The sequence below is a fragment of the Pseudomonas sp. GW531-T4 genome, from assembly GCF_017349615.1.
GTDB classification, from domain to species: Bacteria; Pseudomonadota; Gammaproteobacteria; order Pseudomonadales; family Pseudomonadaceae; genus Aquipseudomonas; species Aquipseudomonas chlororaphis_I.
This window is the reverse complement of sequence record NZ_JACMZT010000009.1, coordinates 161,713-184,159: the sequence shown is the minus strand read 5'-3', so window position 1 is coordinate 184,159 and position 22,447 is coordinate 161,713. Positions and strand designations below refer to the sequence as shown.

Annotated in this window: 18 protein-coding genes; 4 read left to right on the top strand and 14 right to left on the bottom strand. The window is 64.7% G+C overall.

Features of this window, described 5'->3' with window-relative positions; all coding sequences use genetic code 11:
* Positions 1-9: 9 nt before the first annotated feature.
* On the bottom strand, positions 10-831 hold the full coding sequence (locus J4D28_RS10135) for an amidohydrolase family protein (protein ID WP_103331698.1): 822 nt from the start codon (positions 829-831) through the stop codon (positions 10-12).
* A 405-nt stretch (positions 832-1,236) separates the two neighbouring features.
* Between J4D28_RS10135 and J4D28_RS10130 the strand changes: the two genes are divergently transcribed.
* The gene (locus J4D28_RS10130; RefSeq protein WP_016703507.1) at positions 1,237-2,511 is read left to right on the top strand and encodes a glycoside hydrolase family 68 protein; all 1,275 of its coding nucleotides are present in this window, start codon (positions 1,237-1,239) and stop codon (positions 2,509-2,511) included.
* Positions 2,512-2,740: 229 nt separating this feature from the next.
* On the opposite strand, the gene J4D28_RS10125 is transcribed toward J4D28_RS10130, so the two are convergent.
* The 13 genes from J4D28_RS10125 to J4D28_RS10065 all read right to left on the bottom strand — a co-directional run bounded on the left by J4D28_RS10125 (position 2,741) and on the right by J4D28_RS10065 (position 18,498).
* A complete protein-coding gene (locus tag J4D28_RS10125) occupies positions 2,741-3,835 on the bottom strand; it encodes a polyamine ABC transporter substrate-binding protein (RefSeq protein ID WP_041984290.1) in 1,095 nt (364 codons plus the stop codon).
* 105 nt (positions 3,836-3,940) lie between these two features.
* Positions 3,941-4,756 (bottom strand): carbon-nitrogen hydrolase family protein, encoded by an 816-nt coding sequence (locus J4D28_RS10120; protein WP_009050681.1) that lies wholly within the window; start codon positions 4,754-4,756, stop codon positions 3,941-3,943.
* Positions 4,757-4,918: 162 nt separating this feature from the next.
* Positions 4,919-5,302: a hypothetical protein gene (locus J4D28_RS10115; RefSeq protein WP_009050682.1), complete on the bottom strand. Its 384-nt coding sequence runs from the start codon at positions 5,300-5,302 to the stop codon at positions 4,919-4,921.
* Positions 5,299-6,813, bottom strand: coding sequence for an NAD(P)/FAD-dependent oxidoreductase (locus J4D28_RS10110; RefSeq protein ID WP_009050683.1), 1,515 nt, complete (start codon positions 6,811-6,813; stop codon positions 5,299-5,301). The genes J4D28_RS10115 and J4D28_RS10110 overlap by 4 nt, the downstream gene beginning before the upstream one ends.
* Positions 6,814-6,922: 109 nt before the next feature.
* On the bottom strand, positions 6,923-7,420 hold the full coding sequence (locus J4D28_RS10105) for an HIT family protein (protein ID WP_009050684.1): 498 nt from the start codon (positions 7,418-7,420) through the stop codon (positions 6,923-6,925).
* A gap of 48 nt (positions 7,421-7,468) precedes the next feature.
* Positions 7,469-8,425, bottom strand: a complete 957-nt coding sequence (locus J4D28_RS10100) for a fatty acid desaturase (RefSeq protein WP_009050685.1) — start codon at positions 8,423-8,425, stop codon at positions 7,469-7,471.
* A gap of 26 nt (positions 8,426-8,451) precedes the next feature.
* Entirely contained in the window at positions 8,452-9,483 is a 1,032-nt protein-coding gene (locus tag J4D28_RS10095; RefSeq protein WP_009050686.1) for a ferredoxin--NADP reductase, read from the bottom strand.
* Entirely contained in the window at positions 9,480-10,784 is a 1,305-nt protein-coding gene (locus tag J4D28_RS10090; RefSeq protein WP_009050687.1) for a fatty acid desaturase, read from the bottom strand. Before J4D28_RS10090 ends, J4D28_RS10095 begins: the two co-directional genes overlap by 4 nt.
* 78 nt (positions 10,785-10,862) lie before the next feature.
* Positions 10,863-11,999 (bottom strand): acyl-CoA dehydrogenase family protein, encoded by a 1,137-nt coding sequence (locus J4D28_RS10085; protein WP_009050688.1) that lies wholly within the window; start codon positions 11,997-11,999, stop codon positions 10,863-10,865.
* A gap of 28 nt (positions 12,000-12,027) precedes the next feature.
* Complete coding sequence (locus J4D28_RS10080; protein ID WP_009050689.1) at positions 12,028-14,640, bottom strand: aminotransferase class III-fold pyridoxal phosphate-dependent enzyme; 2,613 nt, start codon at positions 14,638-14,640, stop codon at positions 12,028-12,030.
* Positions 14,633-14,911 (bottom strand): acyl carrier protein, encoded by a 279-nt coding sequence (locus tag J4D28_RS10075; protein WP_009045481.1) that lies wholly within the window; start codon positions 14,909-14,911, stop codon positions 14,633-14,635. Before J4D28_RS10075 ends, J4D28_RS10080 begins: the two co-directional genes overlap by 8 nt.
* Positions 14,912-15,790: 879 nt before the next feature.
* Positions 15,791-16,660, bottom strand: a complete 870-nt coding sequence (locus J4D28_RS10070; protein ID WP_007929724.1) for a LuxR C-terminal-related transcriptional regulator — start codon at positions 16,658-16,660, stop codon at positions 15,791-15,793.
* Positions 16,657-18,498: a fatty acyl-AMP ligase gene (locus tag J4D28_RS10065; RefSeq protein ID WP_103331699.1), complete on the bottom strand. Its 1,842-nt coding sequence runs from the start codon at positions 18,496-18,498 to the stop codon at positions 16,657-16,659. The genes J4D28_RS10070 and J4D28_RS10065 overlap by 4 nt, the downstream gene beginning before the upstream one ends.
* Before the next feature lie 349 nt (positions 18,499-18,847).
* On the opposite strand from J4D28_RS10065, the gene J4D28_RS10060 reads away from it, so the two are divergent.
* From J4D28_RS10060 to J4D28_RS10050, 3 genes are all read left to right on the top strand, one after another.
* Positions 18,848-20,317: an amidase gene (locus J4D28_RS10060; RefSeq protein WP_041984275.1), complete on the top strand. Its 1,470-nt coding sequence runs from the start codon at positions 18,848-18,850 to the stop codon at positions 20,315-20,317.
* Positions 20,318-20,331: 14 nt separating this feature from the next.
* A complete protein-coding gene (locus J4D28_RS10055) occupies positions 20,332-21,474 on the top strand; it encodes a fatty acid desaturase (protein WP_103331700.1) in 1,143 nt (380 codons plus the stop codon).
* Between the two features lie 214 nt (positions 21,475-21,688).
* Positions 21,689-22,390: a hypothetical protein gene (locus tag J4D28_RS10050; protein ID WP_009050693.1), complete on the top strand. Its 702-nt coding sequence runs from the start codon at positions 21,689-21,691 to the stop codon at positions 22,388-22,390.
* The last annotated feature ends 57 nt before the right edge of the window (positions 22,391-22,447 follow it).

The window sequence follows — 22,447 nt, the reverse complement described above, 5'->3', positions numbered from 1 at the left end:
GGCGCTGCACTACAAGCCGAATACCCGCCGCGCATTGCCATGCAGGAACTTGTCCCGTACCGGCTCCGGCAGCTCCAGGGCCTGGACCTGCTGCATGCATTTATCGAACGGCAACTGCGGGAAGTTGCTGCCGAACAGCACTTTGTCCTGCCCGTAGGTGCGCATGAAATGCAGCAACTGCGGCGGGTAATAAGCTGGCAGGTAGGCCGAGGTGTCGATGTAGATATTGTCGTGCTTCCAGGCCAGGCCGATCATCTCGTCAGTCCAGGGGTGGCCGATGTGCCCGGCGACAATTCGCAGTTGCGGGAAGTCCAGCGCCACCTCATCCAGATAAGGCACCGGCCGCCCGGTTTCCGAAGGCATCAGCGGGCCGGTGTGGCCGACCTGGGTGCAGAAGGGAATGCCCAGCTCCACGCACTTGGCGTACAGCGGGTAGTACAGGCGGTGGTTGGGCGGCAGTTTCCACAGCCAGGGCACAATGCGCAGGGCCTTGCAGCCCAGCTCGCCCACCGCCCGCTGCAGCTCGGCCAGCGCCGCCATCGGCCGGCTCAGGTCCACCGTGGCCACGCCGACAAAACGCTCGGGATAAGCCCGGGTGTAGGCGGCGATTTCATCGTTGCTGAACACCCAGCGCTCCGGCCGGCACCAGGCCGCCAGCATCAGTTTCTCTACCCCGGCCTGGTCCATCAGCTCGACGGTCTGCTCGATGCTCAGCGGCTGGTCCAGCAAATGCGCGGAACCTGACTTCTCGAACAGCCGCGCCACCTCCGGCAGCAACTGCCGCGCCCGGCCATTGGCCGGTTGTGCCCATGCGTCGATTGCACCCTTCATGAGAGCGATCCCCCTCTGCTGACCGTGATTCAGGTGACGAGGGCCCAGGCTACGTCCGCGCCATGACAGCGACAATGTTCGCAGCGCTCGGCGGCGTTGACCGATCCGCCCAGGTTCGGCGCCCGTCCTTCACCTGGTTCTGCCTCCCTCCTTTCCCCCTCCCTGCCCCTCGGACCGACCAACGGTTCCAAGCGCGCATTTTGCTGGCATCGTCGCTGATCAGGCCGAAAAACAAACTTCTGGAAACATAACTAGCTGAAACGTATCAGCTCCAGCAAAAACGGCAATTATGCATAAATGCAAATTTATCCTTGACCCGAAAAATCGCCTCGCTTAAGGTGAAATTGCTGTATGCACATACAGTATTTTTGATAAGCGAATCCATTCACGGACGAGGTATTACCTATGAAAAGCAACACTGAAAAATTCGGCAAGGCCCCCCATCAACCCAGCCTCTGGACTCGGGCCGATGCGCTGAAAGTCCATGCGGACGATCCCACCACGACCCAACCATTGGTCAGTGCGGATTTCCCGGTATTGAGCAACGAGGTGTTCATCTGGGACACCATGCCGCTGCGCGACCTGGACGGAAACATAACCTCCGTCGATGGCTGGTCGGTGATCTTCACCCTGACTGCGGATCGTCATCCGAACGACCCGGAGTACATCGACGAAAACGGCAACTACGACATCACCCGCGACTGGAACGACCGCCACGGCCGGGCAAAGATGTACTACTGGTTCTCCCGTACCGGCAAGGACTGGAAACTCGGTGGCCGGGTAATGGCCGAAGGGGTTTCGCCGACCGCTCGCGAATGGGCCGGCACGCCGATCCTGTTGAACGAACAGGGTGATGTGGACCTGTATTACACCGCTGTCACTCCGGGCGCGACCATCGTCAAGGTGCGTGGCCGGGTGGTGACGACCGAGCATGGCGTCAGCATGGTTGGCTTCGAGAAGGTCAAGCCGCTGTTCGAGGCCGACGGCAAGATGTACCAGACCGAAGCGCAGAACCCCTTCTGGGGCTTCCGCGATCCATGGCCGTTCCGCGACCCCAACGACGGCAAGCTGTACATGCTGTTCGAAGGCAACGTGGCCGGTGAACGCGGCTCGCACAAGGTCGGGAAAGCGGAAATCGGCGACGTACCGCCAGGTTATGAAGACGTCGGCAACTCGCGCTTCCAGACTGCCTGTGTCGGTATCGCCGTGGCCCGCGACGAAGACGGCGACGACTGGGAAATGCTGCCGCCGCTGCTGACCGCGGTCGGCGTCAACGACCAGACCGAACGCCCGCACTTCGTGTTCCAGGACGGCAAGTACTACCTGTTCACCATCAGCCACACCTTCACCTATGCCGACGGTGTGACCGGGCCGGACGGGGTGTACGGTTTTGTTGCCGATTCGCTGTTCGGCCCCTACGTGCCGTTGAACGGTTCCGGCCTGGTGCTGGGCAACCCGTCTTCCCAGCCGTTCCAGACCTACTCGCACTGTGTGATGCCCAACGGCCTGGTGACCTCCTTCATCGACAGCGTACCGACCGACGAAAGCGGCACGCAGATTCGTATCGGCGGTACCGAAGCACCGACGGTGGAGATCAAGATCAAAGGGCAGCAGACGTTCGTGGTGGCCGAGTACGACTACGGTTACATCCCGCCGATGCTCGATGTAACGCTCAAGTAATAGCGACACAGGGCGCTCAGGCAGCGGGCTCGAGTTCGATGAAGAACCCGTTGTGGATATGATCGAGATATCCCGCCTGGCTCACTGCGACTTTGCTCAGGAGCTTCATTGAACAATGCGTAGTACCAACCCTTCGCAACTGGCTACACGGATGTAGCCAGTTCTGCTCCTGCTTGCGGAAATCGCAGCAGCCCCCTCCTCTCTCCGGCCAGCAGTGGCCTTCCCGGGGTCAGCTCCCGGTCTTGACCTTGCTCCACACCCGGGTACGCACCCGTTCCATTTTCAGCGGCAGCGGCTCCAGCGGGAACAGCGTGGCCATCACTTCTGCAGACGGATAGACCCCAGGGTTGTCGCGGATCTTCTGGGCCACCAGCGCCGTGGCATCGCGGTTGGCGTTGGGGTAGCCCAGGTAGTCGGAAGACTGGGCAATCACTTGCGGGCGCAGCAGGTAATCGATGAACTTCAGGCCGTCCTGGGGATGCGGCGCATCCTTGAGCAGCACCAGGTTTTCCACCCAGACCGGCCCGCCTTCGCGGGGAATGCTGTAGACCAGACGGCGGCCGTTGTTGGCCTTCTGCGAGGCGACCTGGGCATCGAACACTCCGCCGCTCCAGCCCAGCACCACACAGATGTTGCCGTTGGCCAGGTCAGTGATGAATTTCGACGAATCAAAGTAGCGGATATGCGGCCGGACCTTGAGCAGCAAGGCCTCGGCCTTCTTGTAGTCCTCGGGGTTCTGGCTGTTGTAGGGCAGGCCCAGGTAATGCAGGGCGATGGGGATGATTTCACTCGGAGCATCGAGCATGGCGACACCACACTGGCTGAGCTTGGCCAGGTTCTCTTCCTTGAAGATCAGGTCCAAGGAATCCACCGGTGCCTGGTCGCCGAGCAGCGCCTTGACCTTGTCGGCGTCGTAGCCGATGCCCGTGGTGCCCCACAGGTAAGGCGCGGCGAAACGGTTGCCGGGGTCGTTGCTCTGTACCTTGGCCAGCATCTCGGGGTCCAGGTGCGACCAGTTGCCGAGCTGGTTGCGGTCCAGTTCCTGGAGCACCCCGGCCTTGATCAGGTTCGGCAGCAGGTCGCTGCTGGCCACCACCACGTCATAGCCGCTGCGCCCGGCCATCAGCTTGCTTTGCATCACGTCGCTGTTGTCGAAAGTGTCCTGCAGCACGCTGATGCCGGTTTCCTTGTGGAACTGCCCGGGCGTGTCCGGGGCGATGTAATCGTACCAGTTGTAGAAATGCACGCTCGGTTCGGCGGCCTGGGCCGTAGCGAAACCGAACAGTGCGGCCAGGGCCAGGGGCAAACAGCGGATAGCTTTCATCTGAGGACTCCGAGCGTTGGCACCCGTCCAAGGGACGTGCGCCTCGCCTGCTGATTATGGGTTGTTATGGCAGGGCCGAAAGCGGCGGAAAAACAGCGATGAGGTTTAAGGAATCAACAGTTCGCGACGGCCATCGGCGTGCTCGACGTATTCGCCGGACAGTTGCAGGCGCCGGTCATGCAGGTAGTCGTAATCGCGGCGGGCGGCCTTGAGTTGCCCGAGGTCGAGCTCCACCACCTGCCGGCACTCGTCGCGGCCGGCCTCGAACAGCAGCCGGCCGAAGGGATCGACCAGCGCACTACCGCCGGCGAACACCAGGCCGTCGGTGCCGTCGCCGACCCGGTTCACCATCACCGCGAAGGCCTGGTTCTCCTGGGCACGGGCCATGATCGCGGTGCGATGCACCGGGCCGTAGGGGTCCATGTTGCCGTTGCTCACCAGGATCAGCTCGGCGCCCAGTTGGCCGAGGGCGCGGGCGCTTTCCGGCAGTTCGATGTCGTAGCAGATCAGCAGGCCGACCCGCACGCCCCGCCAGAACACGGTGCTGTAGCGGTCGCCGGGCTGGAACAGGCCGCGCTCGTCGGGCCACAGATGGGTCTTGCGGTAACTCGTCGCCACCCCTTCGGGGGTCACCAGCAGCGAGGTGTTGTAGTAATGGCCGGCGGTTTTTTCGGCGATGCCAACCACCACCGCGACCCCCTTGGCGCGCACCGCCCGCAACACGGCCTGGATACTCGGCCCGTCCAATGGCTCGGCAACCTCGGCCAGTTGCTGCGGGTTGGCGAAACCGCTGATCTGGGTTTCCGGGAACACCAGCAGGTCGATGTCGTCGTCACAGTCGGCAATGCCCCGCAGGACCCGCTCGAGGTTGTAGGCCGTGTCGCCGTCACGGCCGGCCAGTTGCATCAGTTCAATCTTCATCGCGGATCCTTTGAAGTGTCGGCAGGTCTCCGAACGCCGCATGAGCGGCACCCGCCAGGGCTGGTGGCGAGTATGGAGGGCGCGCAGCCGCGTGGTAATCACTTCAATGGAGTACCCCGCCAGGGTTAGTTGGCGGGTCGAGTCAGCGCCAGACTGAAGGGCTCAGGCATGACCCGGTGGCTGGCGTGAAGCCGTCGGGGCTTTCAGCGCGCACCAGGTCCAGAGCGCGCTGCACAGGTCCGGCAAGGCCAGCAGCAACAGCACCGGCGATATCAGCCCGGCGGCGACGAAGGCGGCAAAAAACACCGGCACCGACAGGCGGATCGCCACGGTCAGGGCCATGAATTCGCGCCGCTCGGTGTAGCCGGCCCAGACGTAATAGACCCCCAGGTACAGCGCCAGCTGGCCCATCACCCGGATCCATACCTCGTCGGTCAGGGCAAAACCGAACAACGGCAGCAGCAGGTTGGGTGCCAGCACCAGCGCGGCGCCCAGCAACAACATGTACAGGCCGAACAGAAATACGCTCTTGCCCGGATGGCTCATGGTTTTACTCCTTGGGGATGCGACGTCAGCCGATAGGCCTCGGCATCGAAATAACGGGTCTGCTGGCGGAACTGCCAGCTGAACCCCGGCCACAGGGCGACGTTGCGCCCGCTGTGAGGGTCGACGTACCAGCTCTGGCAACTGCCGACGCTCCACACCGCGCCGCGCAGCCTGCGGCGCAGGCCCTGGTTGAAGCGCGCCTGGGCCTGCGGATCGACATCGACACTGGTCACACCCAGGCGTTGCAGGGTGTCCAGGGCGCCGAGGATGTAGGCGATCTGCGACTCGATCATGTAGACGATGGAGTTGTGCCCCAGGCCGGTGTTGGGCCCCATCAGCAGAAACAGATTGGGAAAGCCGCTGACCGTGGTGCCCTTGTAGGCTTCGCTGCCCTGCCGCCAGGTATCGACGATGTCCACCCCGCCGCGCCCGAGGATCATCCCCGCCGGAAATGGCGTGCGCGCCTTGAAGCCGGTGCCGAAGATCAGCGCATCCAGGGCATGGCGCTGGCCGTCGACGGTGATCAGCGCGTCCTCGGTGACTTCACGGATACCGCTGGTGACCAACCGGGTGTTGGCCTGGGCCAGGGCCGGGAAGTAGTCGTTGGACAGCAGGATGCGCTTGCAGCCGATGGCGTAGTCCGGGGTCAGGCGCCGGCGCAGTTCCGGGTCCTTGACCTGGCGCCGCAGCAGATTGAGCGCCAGCCATTGGTGCAAGGCCATCAGCCGCGGGTTGAACACGAAACCGAACACACGGGTTTCATGGGCGGTGTAGATCAGCCCGCGCAACAGCCGCTGCATAGCGGGAAAACGCCGCAGCAGGCGCTGGCCGCTAGTGGAAAAGGCCCGGTCCGGCTTGGGGATGATCCACGGCGGCGTGCGCTGGAACACCGCCAGGCTGGCCACTTGCGGCTGGATCTGCGGCACGAACTGGATCGCCGACGCGCCGGTGCCGATCACCCCGACCCGCTTGCCGGCCAGGACGTACTCATGGTCCCACTGCTGGGAATGAAAGACCCGGCCCTTGAAGCGCTCCAGCCCCGGCAGCTGGGGATAATCCGGGGTCGACAAGGCCCCGGTGCCAGCCACCACCACCTGGGCAAAACGCACGCCGCCACGGGCATCGGTCACCTGCCACAGCGCGCGCTCTTCCAGCCAGCGCAGGCCGCTGACCGCGGTGTTGAAGCAGCAGTGTTGCAGCACCTGATACTTGTCGGCGCAGTGCCTGAGGTAATCGCGGATCTCCGGCTGCGGCGAAAAGCGCCGCGACCAGTCGGGGTTGGGCTCGAAGGAAAACGAATAGAGATGGGAAGGAATGTCGCAGGCACAGCCGGGGTACTGGTTGACCCACCAGGTGCCGCCGACGCCGGCTTCCTGTTCAAGGATCAGGAAGTCCTGCTCGCCGCGCTGGCGCAGGTTGATCGCCATACCGATGCCGGAGAAGCCGGCACCGATGATCAACACCCGATAGACCCGCGCCGGATCGGCCTGCTCCTGAAGTAGCGCACTCATGTTCCTGACTCCTGGCGGCACAAACGCCGGGCGTGACCGTCCGCAGCGCATGCACTGTTTATTTTAAACCTCTGTGGATCAAGGGCCGGCCGCCCGCCGGCCCGGGCGGCTAAATCGACTCGGCGTGCAGCCGGCTGGTCCGGTGCGCCAGGTTCTCCAGCGCCTGCGGGTCGAGCTCGGCGGCGATCACCAGGGCCTGGCGGCGCAGGGTTTGCAGCGGCGTGCGGCGGCCGAACACACCGGTGAAGTGCATGAACATGCGCATCCCGAAACCCAGCCCATCGCCCCTTTGCCGCGGCACCAGGTGCAGGTGGGCATGGGGGATGTGCTGGTTGGTGGCCTTGCCGTCGTTGACGATCAGGTGCGTGCCTTCCACCCCGAAGCCGGCGCGACGCTGGGCGGCCAGCAAGGTATCGAACACCTGGTACAGGTGCTGGCGGATGACCGTGGGCAGTTGCTCGAGTTTTTCCACATGGGCCAGCGGGATCAGCAGCACGTGGCCCTGCCCCAGCGGGTGTACGTCCATGAAGGCCATGCAGTGGGTATCGCGATAGACCAGGGCGCTGGGCAATTCGCCGGCTGCGATCTGGCAGAAAATACAGGTCATCCGTGAATCCTCGGTGGGTGGCGCTCCTTCGGGCGCTGTAAATGTAGCTCACGCCGCTCGCCGAGGTTCGGCGGAAGTTGTTACCGGACGTCGCGCGAACATCCGCGCCAGCAGCCAGCGGTCGCGCAGGTAGGGCTTGTTGTCCAGCAGCGCCGCCAGCCGTGGCAGGTTGACGAAGGGCACACCGGGGTAGATGTGATGCTCGACGTGGTAGTTGATGTTGGCCCACAGCAGGCCGATCAGCCGGTCGCTGACGGTCACGGTGTTCTTCGCCAGGTCCAGGCGCTGCGGGTCGCCGACCTCCAGGGTGGCCATGGGGAAGTGCTCGTAGCCCCGGGAAATCGGGTTGATCACCAGCGCCAGCAATAGCAGCGGCACGATGAAGATCAGCACGAACTGCAGCATCAGCCCCTGGCTGTAGCACCAGGCGCCGATCGCCGCCATCGACAGCAGATTGAACGCCAGCTCGCGCAGCACCCGGTTGCGCACTGCCTTGCCGTAGCGCACCAGGGAAAAGTAGATGAAGCGCGGCACGAACACGGCGATGCGCAGGAACATCCACTTCACCCCGCCGGTGTAGTTCCAGTCGTCGGGGTCCTTGTGCGGATCGCCCAGATAGCGGTGATGGTACTTGTGGCATTCGGTGAAGGAGGAAAACGGGAACACGATGAACCAGGCCATGAAGCGCCCGACCCACAGGTTCAGCGCCGCCGACCGAAAGCCGCTGGCATGCCCGCAATCGTGTTGCAGCACGGTGAAGGCATGCAGCTGGTTGCCCAGCACCAGCACCGCCAGTGCCAGGCCCCAGGGGTTGTCGCCGAGCAGGATGTACAGCGCCGCCGCGCACCAGACCAGCAGGTGCAACAACGACCAGAGCGTGAACTTCAGCGGTTGCGGCTGCATCAGTGCCTGCAACTGGGCCTGGCGCTCGCGGTCGACCCGCAGTTCGGCGCGCTTGGCCAACCGCAACTGGTCTTCGGCGGCATGGTGGGTTGAATGACTCATGAATTGACCTTCCTCTGTCTGTATCGCTAATCGACTTGCAGGCGCACGTCGTCCGTCAATGGATAGCCCACGCACAACAGTGCCTGGCCTCGGTTCAGTTCGTCCGCCGACAGCCCGTGGTCTTCGCGCATGCGCACTTGCCCCGTCAGCCGGGTGCAGACACAGGCGGTGCAGAAACCGCTGCGGCAGGAAAACGGTGGCTGCACGCCGCTGGCCAGGGCCGCGTCGAGCAGGGTCTGGCCTGGGGCAACGGTGAAGTTGAACGTCTGGCCCTGCATCAGCAGCTCCACGCGTTTTTCCGTGTCGCCGCTGGCCACTGGCGCCTTGGCCGGGGTGAAACGCTCCTGGTGCACGCTTTCCGGGGCAATGCCCAGGGCCTCCAGGGCAGCGGTCACCTCGTCCATCATGCCGCTGGGGCCGCAGCTGTAGTATTCGCGGGCCTGCGGGCCGGGCAGCGCGCCGAGAATGTCCATCACCCGCTCGCGGGTCAGGCGCCCTTCGTGGGCCCCCGGGGTGTCCGGCCGCGACAACACATGCACCAGCTGCAAACGCTCGCCGAAGGTCTGCCGCAGCTGGTCGAGCTTGTCGCGGAAGATCACCGACTCCCGATTGCGGTTGCCGTAGATCAGCGACACCTGCGAGTCCGGCTCGAAGTGCAGCGCCGACTTGAGGATCGAGAAGATCGGCGTGATCCCGCTGCCCGCCGCCAGCAGCACCAGGTGCCGGCCCCTGCCCGGCTGCGGGGCGAAGGTGAAGCGGCCGTGGGTGCCGAGGGTCTGCACCGCGTCGCCGGCGCTCAGCTCCTGCACCAGGCGATTGGAGACCTTGCCGCCGGCCACCCGCTTGACGGTGATCGACAGGGTCTTGTCCAGCCCCGGCGTGCTGCTGATGGAATAGGCGCGGCAGCCCTTGGCGCCGTCGACGTCGACCTCCAGGGTCAGGTATTGCCCGGCGCTGTAGCGGACTTTGCGCAGCAGCGGCTGCTTGAGGTGAATGGTCACCGCGTCGTCGGTTTCCCGTTCGATGGCGGCGACTTTCAAGGTCAGGGGACGGTTCATGGCTGGCCCAGGGCGCTGTGCGCAGGTGTGGATTCGTGGGCGTCGTGCGCTGTGCCGAGGCGCCGTTGATGGGCGTGCTCATGGGCCGAGATGGGCGCCGGCAGCACCCGGTATTGCAGCAGGCGGACTTTCTCTGCGTGGTCCAGCGGCTGCCACCAGTCCAGCTTGTCCGCCAGCGCATCGAAGCGGCGCAGCATCAGCAGCACGAACAGGCCGAACACGCTGAGGTCGCGAAACACCATGGAGCCGGCGGCCGCCAGTTCCGGCTTGAGCCGCTCGAACAGCGCCGGGCTCTCCGACCAGTGGCCGACGGCCCAGTGATGGTGGCAGGCGTGGTAACCCTCGTTGAGGATATTCACCGGCGTTTCCAGCAGGGTCACGGTGTTGTACATCCAGTCCCTGGGGTCTTCCTGGCCGCCGTAGAAGGCGTGCTGGCTCCAGTGGATGACGCCCATCAGGAAGTTGCTCGCGCACCAGGGCACCAGCATGTAGAACACGGCGATCGGCAGGCTGTAGAACGCCAGCGCGACGAACAGCCCGCCATGCACCAGGTTGCCCATGACCATGGCCCGGGCCTGGCTGCGCTTGCGCTTGCTCTTGAAGTACAACCAGGGCGAAACCATGAACTGCTGGTACATCACCTCGCGCACCATGTAGACGGCGAAATCCCAGGCGCTGGCATGGTCGTAGCGTGCAGTGGCGTAGACATCCAGCGGCCCGGCGTTCTCCCGGTGATGCTGTTGCAAATGCGCCGCCGCGTGGGGGATCAGGCCCATGGGAATGGCGAAGAACATGTACAGGAAGGAGTTGCCGACCCAGCGATCCAGCAGGCTCGAACGCTTGAAGATACCGCCGGGCACGTGGCCTTCCTGATGCATGGCGCTGAAGGAGCGGACGAAGCCGCGGATGTTCGGGCCGTAGACGAAGGCGTAGAACAGCAGCACCAGCAGCCAGGAGATTTCCTTGAGCCACAGCTGGGCGATGAACACCGGCCCGGCGGTCAGGCCCAGGCTGATGGCGGCGGCGAGGATCGGCTCGTCCCGCGGGTCCTTGAGCAAACGGTCGGCCAGTGGCTGCAACAAGCGGTGATAGCTCGTCACCAGCCAGCCGCCCAGGGCCTTCATTCCCGGCAGCCACGACAACACCCGGCGCCCGACCTGCAAGGTGCACGACAGGGCCAGAATCACAACGATAGCCGCGGTGTTGAACACCAGCAGCAGACTGAACAGCGGAACAGCCAGGCAGTGAAACCCGCGACCGACATTGGCCGGGCGCGGCGGATAGAGAAAATCGCTACTCATGCTTCTACTCCATTAGGCATGTTGCCGAGGCCGGAGCGACGCCAGCGGCGCCACAGCTCCGGCTCGGTAGCAGGCGAATCAGGCGCTGTAGGACTCGCGCAGGAACTGCGCCAGCAACGGCGTGGCGGCGCCGCGGGAGATCGGGTGGAAGCAGATCGCCCGGGAGGCCGTCAGCAGATAGGCCACTTCATCGGAGGCGATAAAGGCCATGCCACCCAGCAGCTCGACGCTGAGGTTGGTCGAACGCTCGATCGCCGCCTGCACCAGGAAGCGCGTGCACAGCGCCTTGTGGTAGGTGTTCATTGGCGCATCCTGTTGCGCCTGCAATTCGCCGGCGGTGCCGAGCAGCGCCTGATGGGCGCCTTCCAGTTCGATGCACAGCAGCGCCAGTTGCGCGGGGTCGGCAAAGGCTTTTCGCAGCAAGCGGTCGACCAGGGCCGAAGCCACGCCCAGGTAGCTGCCGCCGACCATCAGCTGGAACCAGCTCAGGCCGTTGAGCGAGGTTTCCATGGCGGTCGCGGCCACCTCTTCGCTGTCGGCGCCGTCGGCCAGCAGCATGCGCTCGCTGGGCACGAACACGCCGTTGAACACCAGTTCGTTGCTGTCGGTGGCGCGCAGCACCGTGGCGTTCCAGAAGGGTTCGCGGGTGACCGTGCTGCCATCGGCAAAGACCACGGCAAAGCCCTGGCTGACACTGCCGTCGTCCTGCTCACAGGCGACACCGACCACGATCACGTCCATGTGGTGGCTCATGGTGCAGGGCTTCTTGCTGCCGTCGAGGACGAAACCGCCCTCCACCGGCCGCGCCTTGACGCTACGGTTGAAGATCTCCGAGCCCGGCTTGCCCTCAGCGAAGGCCGAGGCGATCAGCAACTGGTTCTGGGTGATGCCCCACAGCAGCTCTTCCGCCGCCGGGATCAACCCACCCAATTGCACGATGGTGGCGATGGTGTGGTGGTGCATGGTCATCATCACCGCCAGGGACGGGCACAGCGAACCGATGGCCCGCAGGATTTCCACGGTTTCCTCCGGCGAGGCGCCGAGGCCGCCGTAGGTCTCGGGGATGATCAGGCCGGCGGCGCGGTAGTCGCGAAACAGCCCGCAGAGCACGGCCGGGTCGGCCTGTTCCAGGGCCATCAGGCCACGCTCCTGGAGGGCGGCGAGCAGGCCCGGCAAGTACTTCTCGGTGGCGTTGCGGGCGTTGTGCATCGACATGGTGTGGACTCCTTTCTCGTTGTCAGGGTTAACCGGCTTTTTCGATCAACTGCTCCACCGCGGGGGCGAAACCGAAGGCTCGGGCCAGGTCGAAGATCGCTTCGGCATCCTCCAGTGGAGGACGCTTGCCGATGCTGTAGTCGCGCTGCAGGCCGGCCATGGTCAGGACCATGGTTTCGGCCAGGCAGCTGAAGGTCACGCCCGTGGGCAGACCGGTGAGGTTCTGCTGGCCGAAACGCTGGCTGCGGTCGGGCAGATGGATCAGGCCGCCTTCGATCACCGTGACGTCCGGGCGCAGCGCCAGGGTGACGTGACCGATGTCCGGCGGCTGCGCGCAGTCGCAGATGATCGCGTTCTGATGCAGGACCAGCGGGTCGATAAAGGCCGAGCCGTTGGAGGTGGCCGAGAGCACGGTTTCCAGGCGTGGCAGCCAGCTCCCCAGGTCCGCGGTGATCACCAGCGGCGGCTGCACCTGCGGCTTGCCATGGGCCAGGGCATCGATGCGGTCGAACAGTTCGCGCAATTGCTCCTCGTCGCCAAGGTCGCGATCCAGCAGTTGCTCGACGCTGGCCAGGCTCGGCAGGAGCAGCACCAGGGTCTTGGCGATGCCGCTGCTGTGGCCGCCCTGGATCTGCAGCAAGGCGTCGCGATACAGCTCGCCGGCCACCAGCCGCAGCTCGTCCATGGCGCCCCGATTGGCCCCATTGCCGAGCAATACCAGGTGCTCGCAGAAGCGCCCCAGGCGCAGGCTGGCCAGGCGGCCCACCGAACCGTAGGCACCGATCACCCCGGTCAGGCGCTTGGCCAGCGGCGCGCCCCGATTGGCGCAGGTGCTCAGTAGCGCATCGACACCGACCATGGCCGTCAGGCTGTTGCCGGTGGTGGTGTGGAACCGCTCGTTGATGACATCGACACCAGCACTGGAAATCACCGAGGTGTAGGCCCCCAGGCCGACGAAATCCACCTCCAGCTCGGCGACGCTGTCCAGGTAGTTGGCCAGCAGCTTGCGCCGCTTGCCCAGGCTCAGGCGCATCAGGTCGCGCGGTTGCAGCAGGCTGCCGACCAGCCAGCCTTCGACATAGTCGCCGGCACCGTTGTAGACCCGCCGGGCGTGATAGGACACACCGGCATCGAGGTCGGGCTTGGCCCATTCGGAGAAGTCGTCGAGCCAGCCCTGCATGAAGGTTTTTTCCGCCGCCGACAGCCCCAGGCCGTCCACCACGCTGTCGCCGTTGACGCTCTCGGCGGTGGTCGGGTGCAGCAGGAAGGCGAAGCGACCCAGGCAGCGCCCGCTGCTGCGCGGTTTGCCGGGCACCACCCAGGGGCTCGACACACCCCGTGGCCCGGCATAGCCGTGGGCTTCGAGGATCAAGCGATGCTGCTGGTTGTGCACCACCAGTTCCGCCACCGCCTTGAGGCCTTCGAGCAGCAGGTCGATGTCGGCGCGTTCGATGCACAGCGGTGGCTGGATGCGCAGCACGTTGCCTTCGGTGAGGGTCGGCAGGCAGTACACGCCATGGCGGCTTTTCAGGTAGCCGCAAACGATCGGTACCAGGGCGCCGAAGGCGCTGGCCAGGGACAGGGTGTACAGGCGCTCGCCGCTCCAGCGGCGGAATTTCAGGCCAAGCATCAGGCCGCGGCCGTCGAGGCTGTGGAACACCTCGGGATAGTCGCGTACCAGACGCGACAGCCCGGCATGCAGATAGGCGCCCTGCTGCGCCGCGTGCTTGAGCTGGGCGCCGTCGTTGGCCGTGAGCTGGTCGAGCACGGCCAGGCCGATGGCGGCGCTGAAGCCATTTACGGCGAAGGTGGAACTGTGGTGCCGGTCGAAATCACGGCTCCAGCACTGCTCGCCGTAGATGCACGCGCCAATGGCCGCGACACCGCCGCCCAGGGCCTTGGCCAGCAGCACCACGTCCGGCTCCAGGCCGTGGGCGGTGGCGGCGAACAGCTCGCCGGTGCGGCCCAGGCCGGTCTGGATTTCATCGAGGACAAACAGGGTGCCGTATTGGCGGCAGAGGTTCTGCGCCGCCAGCAGGTAGCCTGGGGGCGGGGTGATCATGCCCGCCTCGCCCTGCACCGCCTCGACAAAAAAGGCTGCGGCGCGCCGGGTCTTCAGCAGCGCCTCGAGGGCCTCCAGGTCGCCATAGGGCACATGGCTGAAACCCTCGGCGCGGATCTGGAACGGCTCGCGGTAAATGGCCTTGCCGGTGACCGCCACCGCGCCCTGGGTCTTGCCGTGAAAACCGGTCAGGGTGCCGATCACCAGCTCGCGCTGGGTCGCGGCGCGGCACAGCTTGATCGCTGCCTCGACGGTCTCCGCGCCACTGGTGGTGAAGGTCACTTTCGAATGGTTGCCCGGCGCCAGCTCGATCAAACGCCGCGCCAGCTCCTCGGCGCCGGGGTTGATCAGCGGCTGGACCAGCGAGGCCTGGCCGCTGGCGAGGAATGTGTGGATCGCCTCGGTAATTGGCGCCGCGCCATACCCGAAGGGCACCGCGCCGAACTGGCCGACGAAATCGATCAGGGTCTGGCCGCTGGCGGTTTCGATCCGGGTGCCCTGGGCGCGAACCACGGTCTCGTTGAGGCCGACGAATTCCAGCAGTTCCTGGCGGGTGATATTGAGCAACGAGTCAGCCATGACTGACCTCCCCCACCGCGCCGAGCGCGCCCTGGTTGATGACGCCATACAGATGCTGACTGACCTTGCTCACGGTGTCGTGCAGGTAGGCCAGTTCCGGGTCCAGGGAGATGCCGAAACGGTCTTCGAACTCGGCGGACAGACCGACGATCAGCACCGAGTCGACGCCCATCTCGTGGAACGAACGCTCGACGTCCAGCGACCCGGAATCGACCTCCAGCAGGCTGGCCAGGGTTTCGGTCACGGCAAAGGTTATTTCGTCTATATGCACAGTCGCCTCCCAGCGTATTTCGCTTCCTTTGCATGGCCGTTGGCCCGCGCCACCCCGTGGTGAAACCACGGGATCGACGCTTGGGCAGGCGTCATGATGCAAACGCGTTTTGAGTGTGGATGACCCGCCGCAGCAGGCCATTTGCTACACCCCGATGCTCGGCGTCATGCCGGCTCAGCTCAATACTCCGTAAGGAGTAGCGCCTGGTTTTGTAGGCGCTGCCGCGGGCTGCGACAGGACCGAAGGTCCTCCAGCGATCTCAAGCCCCCTGCGCCCGCTTCGCGGTCGATCGCAGCCTCGCGGGCTCGGCAGCGGCTACAAACGCGCCGACCGGCAGGTCGCGCCTGGCTTTTGCTTTTGATCTACCCGCCCCATCGGGAGGCCGAGTGGAGGTGTTCATCAGGGGGATGGCGCGCAGCGCCCCTCGACGCAGTCGAGGACATCGTATGGAGGTCGAAGCGAAGCCGACCGGAGTCGATGCCCCCTGATGGACGCCGGAGCGAGGGAACCTGAGCGCAGCGAAGGCCGTACGCAGGGGCAAGCGTTTTTGGTTCCTTTTTAGGCGTTTGTAAAAAGGGACTCGCCGTAAGGGCGAAACCCTAAGTGGCCGTTACCACAGGAATGGATATGTACACCGTCCAAAAAATGCAGCGCCTGCACGGAAGCCATCGCGGGCAATCGAGCGTCGACCGGCCGCTCCTACAGAAGCCTCCCCCGGCATAGATATGTACACCATCCAAAAAATGCAGCGCCCAAACAGACACCATCACGGCCAATCGAACACCGACCGGCCGCTCCTACAAAAAGCACAGGCGACGCCGAAGCACTGAGCCTCGTCAGCACTGAGGGGGTGGTTACTGGATGAAAGACAGGCAGCACTCACTCGTCGCAGAACAACGCCGCGATCTGCGCCCGACTCGACGCCTGGAGTTTGGAGAAGATGTTCTGCAGATGGGTTTTCACGGTCTTGTCGCTGATGCCGAGGATCTGGCCAATCTCCCAGTTGGTCTTGCCTCGGGCCACCCAGCGCGAAATCTCCGCTTCGCGGCTGGACAGGATGGACAACAGTTGATGGTTCGGCCCCGGGTTGTGGCGCAACAGCTTGCTGCCCAGCGCCCGGTTCAGGGCGATGTGCAGGTACGGGGCGAAGACCATCATGCGCATTTTGCTTTCATGGGCCACGGTGGCCGAGATGTTGTGAAAGAAGTAGCCGGTGAAGGTGTTGCGGTGCAATCCGGGCAGCAGGGTCCAGCCCAGATTGCGTATCCCGTGTTCGCGAAAGATCTTCGCCCACACCTGGTCCTGCGAGTTACCCAGGCGCTCCAGGGTGGTGAACTTGGGGCGTCCGCAATGCTCGATGGGGTCGATGCCCAGCGGCGGAATCATGCCGTCGCGACCGACGATGGCCTTGATCAGGTCATCGGAGACGCTGTCCGGATGAATCAGGTGCGAAAAGAACACCCGGTGCGCGCGGACCCGGCCGCTGGCGAACACGAAGTTCTCGCACGGCAGGATCTGCGGCAGCGCCAGCTGGGTCTGCTGTGTCAGCTCGGCGATGCTGCGCGCCGAGGTGATGGAGTTGAGCACGCTGGTCAGCTGCAACCGTTGCTGGCTGTCGGTGGGCGGCAACGACAGCACCGACCGCGGGCGGCTGGCCAGTTCCAGCCGCGGTTCGCAGAAGGCCGGCTGGGCGAACAGCAACGCCGCGGGTTTGGGCGCATGCACCGGGCCGATCGATAGACTGGTCATGCTTCCACGACCTGGCTGTCGACGGTGATGTCACGCAATACCCGGCCGTTGCTCTCCACCGCAACCACCGACTTGTCCAGCGGATGGGCTTCGGCCGGCGCCGTGCCCTCGAGTGCCGCCAGCCAGGGGGCGAACTGCTTGCGGCACTCCTGGCGCTTGATCTTGCCGCTGGAGGTACGCGGCAACGACCCGCCGAACACCAGCAACAGCACCGGCCGCGCCAATTGGTGCTGTTGCCACAGCCGCGCCTTCAAGTCGCTGAACAGCTGCGGCAGGTCGAGGCTGCGCAAGGCCCGCCGCTCGATTTCCTGGGCGATCACCACCTGCTCGCTGTCGCCGGTCTCGATGCTGAAGGCCGCGGTGCCGTCCGGGCGAAAGCTGTCATGGGTACGCAGCACGGTGTTCTCGATATCGCCGGGGTGATGGTTGACGCCATTGACGATGATCAGGTCCTTGAGCCGCCCGGTGACGAACAGCTCGCCATCGAGCAGGAAGCCCAGGTCGCCGGTGCGGAAGTAGCGCGACCAGCCCAGCGCCGGCGGGGCCGGGCGAAAGGCCGCGGCGGTGCTCTCCGGGCGCTGCCAGTAACCGCTGGCGACGCTGTCGCCGAGGATGCAGATCTCGCCGACCCGCCCGTCCTCCAGCGGCTGTTCGGTGTGCGGGTCGCAGATGAACGGGCCCTGCCCCGGAATGCCACGGCCGCTGCTGACCAGGGTGCGCAGGCGCAACTCGGCGTCGCTGCCCTGGTCGTCGTGCAGGCGCGCCACATTGTCCTCCAGCAAGCCGGCATGGAACTGGCGAATCACCGGCTCGCGCTTGCTACCGCCGGCGCTGACCATCAGCGTACCTTCGGCCAGCCCGTAGCAGGGAAAGGCCGAGGTGCTGGCAAAACCGGCGCAGGCGAAACGCTCATGGAAGGCGGCAATGGTCTGCGCCCGCACATGTTCGGCGCCGTTGAAGGCCACCTCCCAACTGCTCAGGTCGAGGCCGGCCAGCTCTTCGTCCTTGATCTTGCGCAGGCACAATTCATAGGCGAAGTTCGGCCCGCCGCTGACGGTGCCGCGGTAGGTGCTGATGGCCTGCAACCAGCGCAGCGGCCGTTGCAGGAAGTGGATCGGCGCCAGCAGGGTCGAGCCGAAGCCGACGAACAAGGATTGCAGGATGCCGCCGATCAGCCCCATGTCGTGATACGGCGGCAGCCAGCTGACCAGGTGACTGTCCTTGTGGGTCAGAAAGCCGCGGCTGATGCTGCGCGAATTGTGAATCAGGTTGCCGTGGGTCACCGCCACTCCTTTGGGAATCCCGGTGGAGCCGGAGGTGTATTGCAAAAAGGCGATATCGTCCCGGGTCACAGGAACCGTCCGCCATTCGCTGGCCAGGGCCAGGTCCAGAGTCGCCATGTCCAGCACCCGCGGACTTTCGGCCTGCCCCAGCCGGGCCTGGATGGTCGGGACATCCTCGCCACTGGCCAGCGCCGCCGTCGGCTGGCAGTCATCGATGATGCCGTCCAGCCGGTCCAGGGTCTTGGTCGCCCCCGGCGGATAGGCCGGCACCGCCACCAGCCCGGCATACAGACAGCCCATGAAGGCGATCACATAGTCCAGGCCCGGCTTGAGCAGGATCAGCACCCTGTCCCCCACCCGGCAATGCCCCTGCAACCGGGCCGCCGCCGCTCGCGCTGCGCGGTCCAGTTCAAAGAAGGTGATCAGGGTTTCTTCGTCTCGCCCGTTGTGCAGAAAACGATAGGCCAATCGGTCCGGGATCGTATGGGCGTGAAGCTGCAGACATTCCGAAAAATTCGCATACGGAACGTCGCTATCGTGGTCGTTCGTAGTCATTATTTTGTGTCCAGGCAGCCGTACTTAGCCATCTCCCGCAAGGCCCGAAATCTGCGGCCTTGCGCATCCATTACGCTTGATCATCCTCTGGGAGCGCGCACTCGAAGTTAATACTCCGAACGGCGTATACCCGCAATTTCCGCCCCCGGCGCATATTCGCCTCACAGCTCGATGCATGCATGGCTTTTTGCCATACAGCCTTGCAGTCATCAGCCCTTTTCAAAGAGGTGAAGCCGACTATCCGGGCCTGCGCAAGCTGGGCTTGTGTAACTGGCCATGTCATGAAATCCACGCCGGAACGGGAGCGTTCCGGTTTCGCCACCAGCGTGCGCAGCACCGGGAGAACAGGATGTCTTTTAGCGAATACGCCACCTTCGACGCGGTCGGCCTGGCCGATCTGGTCAGAACCAGACAGGTACGCCCCTCCGAACTGCTGGAGGAAGCCATACGCCGCATCGAAGCCTTCAACCCGGCGGTCAACGCCGTGGTCTACAAAGCCTACGACAAGGCCCGGGCGCAGGCCGCCGAACAGGACAAGGCCGTGCCGACGGGCGCGCTGCACGGCGTGCCGTTCCTGCTCAAGGACATCCTCGGCGACTGCCAGGACCTGCCCTCGACCCTGGCTTCGCGCATGCTGCAAGCACGGGTCATGCCCCAGGACTGCGAGCTGGTGAAGCGTTTTCGCCAGGCCGGGCTGGTGTTCGTCGGCAAGACCAACGCCCCGGAGTTCGGCATTCTGCCCACCACCGAAGGCGCCTTCTACGGCCCGGCGCGCAACCCGTGGAACCTGGAGTATTCCACCGGCGGCTCCAGTGGTGGCGCGGCCGCCGCGGTGGCCACCGGCATGGTCCCGGCGGCCCATGGCAACGACGGCGGCGGCTCGATCCGCATTCCCGCCTCCTGCTGCGGTCTGGTCGGCCTCAAGCCGACCCGGGCGCGCAACTCCCTGGCCCCGGACTTCGGCGAACTGCTCAGCGGCCTGCTGGACGAACATGTACTGACCCGCAGCGTGCGCGACAGCGCCGCCCTGCTCGACGCCACTCACGGCGTGGTGCCGGGCGACCCGTACCGCGCGCCGCCCATGCAGGGGCGTTTTCTCGACCAGCTCGGCCGCGAACCGGGGCGCCTGCGCATCGCCTTCTCCAGCACCGACCCGGCCGGGCGGCCGCTGCACCCCGACTGCATCGCAGCGGTGGAAAGCACCGCGCGCCTGCTCGAATCCCTCGGCCACCATGTGGAAGAAGCCGCGCCGCAGCTGGACCTGCAAAGTTTTGCCGAAGCCTTCAGCGCCCTGTGGTTTTCCGGAATCGCCTTCGCCGTGGAACTGATGAGCCTGCAACTAGGACGCGGCCCGCTGCCCGGCGAACTGGAAAACCTGACCCAGGCCGTGCATCAACGCGGCCTCGGGGTAAGCGCGGTGGAGTACCAGATGTCCGAGCTGGTGCTGCAGCAGGTCGGCCGGGAAATGGCGCGCTTCCACCAGACTTATGATTGCTGGCTGACCCCGACCCTGGCCCGGCCGCCGCTGCGCAACGGGGTGGTGGATATCCATTCCAGCGACCTGGAAAACACCTACGGCCCGCTGATCGACTACAGCCCGTTCACCGCCATCCACAACGCCTCGGGGCAGCCGGCGATTTCCCTGCCGCTGCACTGGAACGCCGAGGGCCTGCCGATCGGCCTGATGCTCAGCGCCGCCTTTGGCGAGGAAAGCCTGCTGTTCCGCCTGGCCGGCCAGCTGGAACAGGCACGGCCATGGAAGGACCGGCGGCCGCAGCTGTTCATGCAGCACCGCCCCAACGAAGCGGTTATCGGCTAAGGAGAGCAGCACCCATGCGCACGCTGGACACCTCGACCGCCCCGCCTTATTGCCCCGTTGGTTCAGGCCAGGAGCAGCGCCTGCCGGGGGCCATTCCCTGGCCCACCGATGGCCTGAACCGCGAGCAACTGGCGCGTTATGGCAAGGAGCTGATTCGCCAGACCCTGCCTTTTACCGTGGAAAACCGCCGCCTGAGCTGGTGGCATTTCTACTCGACGCTGCTGGTGATCGGGCTGTTCGGCGCGGCCGTGGCCATGCCGTTGTGGTGGCCGCTGCGCCTGGCGTGCAGCGTGCTGCTGGGCTTGTCCCTGGTGCGCATGTTCGTGCTGTACCACGACTACATGCACGGCGCGATCCTCAAGGGCTCGCGTTTTGCCGAGGTGTTTTTCAAGACCTTCGGCCTGCTGCTGATGGCCCCGCCGACGCTGTGGAAGCAGTCCCACGACTACCACCACGGCCACAGCTGCCAGTACGTCGGCGCGGAACAAAACCGCCTGCCGCTGCTGTCCACCCACACTGACCTGGGCACCTTTCCCCTGCTGTCCACCGAGGAATATGCCCGCGCCGGGCGCCTCAAGCGCTTGCGTTATCGTGTCGCCCGGCACCCGCTGATGATCCTGCTGGCGTCATTCAGCATCTTCATTTTCAGTATCTGCATGGTGTCGCTGATCACCCAGCCGCGGCATCGGCTCTGGTCGCTACTGGCGCTGGCGCTGAACCTGGCGAGCGCCGTCGCCCTGGCACTGCTGGCACCGGACATCCTGCTGTACGGGGTATTGGTCCCCAGCCTGTCCGGCTCGGCGCTGGGCGCCTACATGTTCTACTGCCAGCACAACTTCCCCGGCGTGCGTTACCCCGAGCGCGCCGACTGGGACTACGCCGCTACCGCGGTGTTCTCCTCCAGCTACATGCGCACCGGCCCACTGATGGCCTGGTTCACCGCCAATATCGGCTATCACCATGTGCATCACGCCAACTCGGGCATCCCCTTCTACCGCCTGCCAGAAGCCATGGCGGCGATCCCGGCGTTGCAATCGCCCATCACCACTTCGCTGCACCCGCGGGATATCTACCGCTGCCTGCGACTCAAGCTGTGGGACCCGGCGCACCAGCGCATGATCTCGTTCGCCGAGTTTCGCCAGCAGGCGCAACGCTGAAGGAAATGAGCTGTCGGGCGTTGCCCGGCGAGCACTCGCCAGGGATGATCGAGGCCGGAATTTTCCCGTCGATCGTGGGTCAGTAGAGCCACGCCTTTTCGCACCGGTCCGTTGGTCCGTGACAATGGGGCCTCGGTCCCATAAATTAGGCGCCCTGAAAAGGCCCGGTGCTTTTCTAGCCTCATTTCCAGTTAAACGAAGTAGTGAAATATCAATGTCCGATTCCAATACAGAAGAATCCGTAAACGCCTTGTCGTCCAAAGCGGAATACGAAAACGCCATCAATCTTTCACAGCACGTGTCCCAGGCCAAGACCATCAGCGAGATGGTCCTCGATGCTTTCCAGTCCACCAAGGAAAGCGACCAGATCCGCGAATTGCGCGCCGAGATCCGCCAGGCTCACGACCGCTTCGACGACGACCGCGCCTATGAACTCATGGGCCAGCTCAAGCAGCTCAAGGACGCCGAGGCCGCCGACAGCGCCGCCCTCGAAGACCTGAGCAGCAAGTTCCCGATCAGCCGCATCCTGTCCAGCTACAAGGACGACCCGAGCTTCCAGGAGCTGGTCTACGGCCTGGCGCTGAAAGTGCTGAACCAGACCCACCAGGCCATCAGCAGCCCAGGCGGCGGCAAAAGCAAGGCGCGGCCGAAGAAAGAAATGGAAGTGTTCGCCATCAGCAAGGACGGCATCAGCGTCACCCTGCCGATCCGCCCGCGCTCCAAGGCCAACGTCGACCGTGAAGCCTTCGAATTCCTCGGTTTCGCCTTTGTCGGCGAAGGCGACGAGGCTGAGCTGGAAAGCGAAGTGTTCTTCGACAAGGACGGCAACGAACAGCCAGCCACCCGCAAGAACATCGTCACCGCGATCCAGCAGCAGACCGCGTTCGAAGGCTACAGCGCTCTACAACAGCAATAACCCGTACCCGCGAGCTGGCTCGCGCAGAGGGCGGATCGCGCAACAGCGCAGCGCCCC

What these genes read in the sequence shown, in the direction of transcription:
- J4D28_RS10135 (WP_103331698.1), bottom strand. Translation starts at nt 831, where the DNA reads ATGAAGGGTGCAATCGACGCATGGGCACAACCGGCCAATGGCCGGGCG.
- J4D28_RS10130 (WP_016703507.1), top strand. Translation starts at nt 1,237, where the DNA reads ATGAAAAGCAACACTGAAAAATTCGGCAAGGCCCCCCATCAACCCAGC.
- J4D28_RS10125 (WP_041984290.1), bottom strand. Translation starts at nt 3,835, where the DNA reads ATGAAAGCTATCCGCTGTTTGCCCCTGGCCCTGGCCGCACTGTTCGGT.
- J4D28_RS10120 (WP_009050681.1), bottom strand. Translation starts at nt 4,756, where the DNA reads ATGAAGATTGAACTGATGCAACTGGCCGGCCGTGACGGCGACACGGCC.
- J4D28_RS10115 (WP_009050682.1), bottom strand. Translation starts at nt 5,302, where the DNA reads ATGAGCCATCCGGGCAAGAGCGTATTTCTGTTCGGCCTGTACATGTTG.
- J4D28_RS10110 (WP_009050683.1), bottom strand. Translation starts at nt 6,813, where the DNA reads ATGAGTGCGCTACTTCAGGAGCAGGCCGATCCGGCGCGGGTCTATCGG.
- J4D28_RS10105 (WP_009050684.1), bottom strand. Translation starts at nt 7,420, where the DNA reads ATGACCTGTATTTTCTGCCAGATCGCAGCCGGCGAATTGCCCAGCGCC.
- J4D28_RS10100 (WP_009050685.1), bottom strand. Translation starts at nt 8,425, where the DNA reads ATGAGTCATTCAACCCACCATGCCGCCGAAGACCAGTTGCGGTTGGCC.
- J4D28_RS10095 (WP_009050686.1), bottom strand. Translation starts at nt 9,483, where the DNA reads ATGAACCGTCCCCTGACCTTGAAAGTCGCCGCCATCGAACGGGAAACC.
- J4D28_RS10090 (WP_009050687.1), bottom strand. Translation starts at nt 10,784, where the DNA reads ATGAGTAGCGATTTTCTCTATCCGCCGCGCCCGGCCAATGTCGGTCGC.
- J4D28_RS10085 (WP_009050688.1), bottom strand. Translation starts at nt 11,999, where the DNA reads ATGTCGATGCACAACGCCCGCAACGCCACCGAGAAGTACTTGCCGGGC.
- J4D28_RS10080 (WP_009050689.1), bottom strand. Translation starts at nt 14,640, where the DNA reads ATGGCTGACTCGTTGCTCAATATCACCCGCCAGGAACTGCTGGAATTC.
- J4D28_RS10070 (WP_007929724.1), bottom strand. Translation starts at nt 16,660, where the DNA reads ATGACCAGTCTATCGATCGGCCCGGTGCATGCGCCCAAACCCGCGGCG.
- J4D28_RS10065 (WP_103331699.1), bottom strand. Translation starts at nt 18,498, where the DNA reads ATGACTACGAACGACCACGATAGCGACGTTCCGTATGCGAATTTTTCG.
- J4D28_RS10060 (WP_041984275.1), top strand. Translation starts at nt 18,848, where the DNA reads ATGTCTTTTAGCGAATACGCCACCTTCGACGCGGTCGGCCTGGCCGAT.
- J4D28_RS10055 (WP_103331700.1), top strand. Translation starts at nt 20,332, where the DNA reads ATGCGCACGCTGGACACCTCGACCGCCCCGCCTTATTGCCCCGTTGGT.
- J4D28_RS10050 (WP_009050693.1), top strand. Translation starts at nt 21,689, where the DNA reads ATGTCCGATTCCAATACAGAAGAATCCGTAAACGCCTTGTCGTCCAAA.